The sequence below is a fragment of the Nonomuraea zeae genome (genome assembly GCF_005889725.1).
GTDB classification, from domain to species: domain Bacteria; phylum Actinomycetota; class Actinomycetes; order Streptosporangiales; family Streptosporangiaceae; genus Nonomuraea; species Nonomuraea zeae.
The window spans coordinates 1-3417 of the sequence record NZ_VCKX01000555.1 but is presented as its reverse complement, the minus strand read 5'-3'; the positions used below and the strand labels follow the sequence as shown (position 1 = coordinate 3417).

General features: G+C 67.6%; 3 protein-coding genes. 2 read left to right on the top strand and 1 reads right to left on the bottom strand.

The genetic code is table 11. The features are described 5' to 3' along the window. Together ETD85_RS61015 and ETD85_RS61010 are read left to right on the top strand one after the other, a co-directional pair. On the top strand, positions 1 to 955 hold a 955-nt coding region (locus ETD85_RS61015), incomplete at its 5' end, for a Rossmann-fold NAD(P)-binding domain-containing protein (protein WP_138698893.1). Positions 956 to 1322: 367 nt separating this feature from the next. Then, a complete protein-coding gene (locus ETD85_RS61010; RefSeq protein WP_170247483.1) occupies positions 1323 to 2228 on the top strand; it encodes a serine hydrolase in 906 nt (301 codons plus the stop codon). Positions 2229 to 2505: 277 nt separating this feature from the next. On the opposite strand, the gene ETD85_RS61005 is transcribed toward ETD85_RS61010, so the two are convergent. Beyond that, on the bottom strand, positions 2506 to 3195 hold the full coding sequence (locus ETD85_RS61005; RefSeq protein WP_138698891.1) for a hypothetical protein: 690 nt from the start codon (positions 3193 to 3195) through the stop codon (positions 2506 to 2508). Positions 3196 to 3417: the final 222 nt, after the last annotated feature.

Genomic DNA, 3417 nt, shown 5'->3' with positions numbered 1-3417 from the left:
GGCCCGGGGGCATGAGGTCACGACGTTCAACAGGGGGCGGAGCGGGCCGGACCTGCCCGGGGTCGAGGCCGTACGCGGCGACCGGGAGGTCGGCGCCGACCTTGCGCGGCTGACCGAGGGCCGGTCGTGGGACATCGTGGTCGACACCTCCGGCTTCGTGCCGAAGGTCGTGGGCGAGTCCGTTCGGGCGCTGTCGGGGCACGCGGCCACGTACACCTTCGTGTCGAGCATCTCCGCCATCGACGGCTTCCCGGCCCAGCCGGCCGAGGAGGGCGCCCCCAGCTGGCCCTGCGAGCCCGACGCGGGGCCTGACGACGGCGGCTACGGCGTGCTGAAGGCGGGTTGTGAGCGGGCGGTCGAGCGGGGCTTCGACGGCAACACGCTGATCATCCAGCCGGGCCTGATCCTCGGACCTCACGAAGACGTCGCCAGGCTGCCGTGGTGGCTGACCAGGATCTCCCGTGGCGGGCAGGTCCTCGCGCCCGGTGACCCGGACGCGCCGATGCAGCTCGTGGACGCGCGCGACGTGGCGATCTTCTCGCTCGACCAGGCCGAGCGCGGCACGGCGGGGCGGTTCATGGTGACGGGGCCCGCGGGCAACGCCACCTATGGCGAGTGGCTCGGGCTCTGCAAGGAGGTGACCGGGTCCGACGCGGAGTTCGTGTGGGTGGACAGCGACTTCCTCGTGGCGCAGGGGGCCGGGACGTTCGTCGAGCTGCCGCTGTGGGGCGGACCGCCGTCGGCAGTGACGGAGAACTTCTGGAGCGTCCCCACGGGCGCGGCCGAGGCGGCCGGGCTGCGTACCCGGCCGGTGGCCGAGACCGTGCGCGACACGTGGGCCTGGCTGCGCGAGATCCCGGAGGAGCAGCGCCGCTTCGGCACCAAGACCACGCACGGGATGGCCCAGGAGAAGGAGGCCGCCATCCTGTCCGCCTGGGCGGCTCGTTCTGCGTAATCCTCCGCAGACCGGGCGGCGCGGGCAGGGTTAGTGTCGGCGGTGCCAGCGAGGTTCTCCAGGTGCCCACGGCGCTCCTCGCGACGCCGGTCTCGACTCCCAGGGGCCGGAGGGGCGGAGGCGCCTCGCTGTTCACGCTACGCCCTGAGATGGGCCGCCGATGGTAGCGGGACAGCGGGATCATCGCCTCCGTCCCTCACCTTCGAGCCGTGCTAACACCACAGAAACAGCTGTGGCGGAATCCTGCCCGACATGAGTTTTCGGGCTTTGCATTCCCTGTCGTCTGACCCGTCCGCATTCGCGTAGGCCGGTCGTGCCGGCGAATCCCGGGCCGCCGGAGCACCGCCGGTCCTTCCGGGCTGCTCTCGTGGCCGCGATCGCGCCGCTGGTGGTGCTCACCTCCAGCGGCGTCCCGCCCGTACCCGTGCCCGTCGACCCCAGCCCCGTGGCCGCGGCCTGGCCCCCGTCGCCACCGCCATCGCCCTCATTGGCGTCTCCGCGGAAGACGAACCTCCCGCGCCCCTCATATCGCAAGCCGCTGACCCGTGCGCTGAGCCGCTACCTGGACGACGTGCCCGGCCAGCTCGCTGTGGCGATCCGCGACCTTTCGACCGGCCGGTCCTTCTCCTACAACCGCGGGCTCAGGACGGCCACGGCGAGCATCGTCAAGGTGAACATCGTGGTCGCGCTCCTGCTCCAGGCCCAGCGCCGGCACCGCCGCCTGACGGGCTGGGAGCGGCGCGCGGCCGCGCGGGCCATCAAGGTCAGCGACAACGCCGCCGCGTCCGCGCTGTGGGCGGCGATCGGCGGGGCCTTCGGTCTGGCCGCCGCCAACAGCAAGCTCGGCCTGCGCAGCACCCGTCCCGGCCCTGGAGGCGCGTGGGGCTCTACCACGACCAGCGCCGCCGACCAGCTCCGCCTGCTGACCGCCCTCACCTCCGCCGACAGCCCGCTCTCCGCTCAGCACCGCCGTTACGTGCTGCGCCTCATGGGGGACGTCGCGCCGGAGCAGTCGTGGGGAGTCAGCGCGGCCGGGCGCAAGGGGGCGGACGTGGCACTCAAGAACGGCTGGCTGCCCAGGGAGCGGGACGGGGGCCGCTGGACGGTCAACAGCATCGGGCGGGTACGGGATCGCGGCCACACGTACCTGATCGCCGTCATCTCGCGGCGGCACGGGTCGATGGGGGCGGGGGTCAAGGCGGTCGAGCACGTCAGCGCCCTCATGGCGGAGGCGCTCTCCGGGGCCGCGTCCAAGGCGGCGGCGAAACGGTGAGCACACCTACCGCCCGCACCGGCGGCCGGAGCCGTGGCGAGCGGATGGGTGACGAGTCGGCCTGTAGGCCGGGTCTTGTGCCTGCCCCGCTTTGAACTGGGCTGATGTACTGGACATACCGCTTGACCTGCTGCTGAGATCTCGCCAGTTCTCAGCGTTTCTGAGCAGCTCTCGCGCTGATGTGCCCCCGATGTGCCCTGATAGTTCCGCCATCGACAATTAGGCGTCAGAGGCCCTGCTCTTCAGTCTGACGATTAAGTGTCAATCTCGACCACATCTAGCCGTCCGCAAGCCATCGGCGGCGGCGTAGTGAAGTCTCTTTGGATACAAGTACAGGATCAGACACTTCTATGGCGTCCCGGATTCTCGCCAGCGATGACTTGTTGGACAGGCCGACCTTTTTGAAGGAGATGCGTATCTCCCATTCAGAAGCATCCAAATTTTCGCCTGCGACAGTTAGCTTGATCCGAAACGCCCCCTCCCCCAAATAATCGCGCCCATCATAACGCTGAGGCCACCCAGCCAAACCCATGCCAAGATCCGGCCAAGGAGTGACCAAATTCCTCTTTGCCGCTCGCTTCTTTTCAACATGAGCGACGTCTATTCGACGCTGCATCCCAGCCGGAAGATCAAGTTCTCCCGTCCTGACCTCCGACCATGAGAGTTCCCGAAGGGCAAGTGTGTTCTCAGGTAATACGGATCCCTCCTCAGGCTCCACTTTGGAGACAATCACACGAACTTTTCTTGCCGTCTCTCGCCCTGGCCTGTTAGTAGCTCGGAGTCTTATCCAGACGCTACCCCAAGGGGGGCTCTCGTGAACGGCGATGTCCTCAGACGTTCGATCGAATTCAAGAGTCACTATCGGACGTAGCTTTGCCCGCTGCCATCCGGGGAGGAAAAGTGCTACTACCACCGCCGCGACAGTGCCGACAGCACTGAGCAGGGCCGAAATTGTGTCAATGCTCATTTTTCCTCCGGTTGAGCACACATCGTAGTAGTTGGACTACTGTACACACGCTCAAACGAAGACACATAGGCATAATTAATCTCAGACGTCATCCCGTCTGCCGTCGACCCGTCGCGAGATAGAGCGGGCCGGTGACGGAGGTGCAAGCCCGGCTTGACGCGTGCCGAGCGTGTGCACAGACCTGCACGTCCGCACCCACCCCGCCGTCTTCGCCACCCTCAC

What these genes read in the sequence shown, in the direction of transcription:
- ETD85_RS61005 (WP_138698891.1), bottom strand. Translation starts at nt 3,195, where the DNA reads ATGAGCATTGACACAATTTCGGCCCTGCTCAGTGCTGTCGGCACTGTC.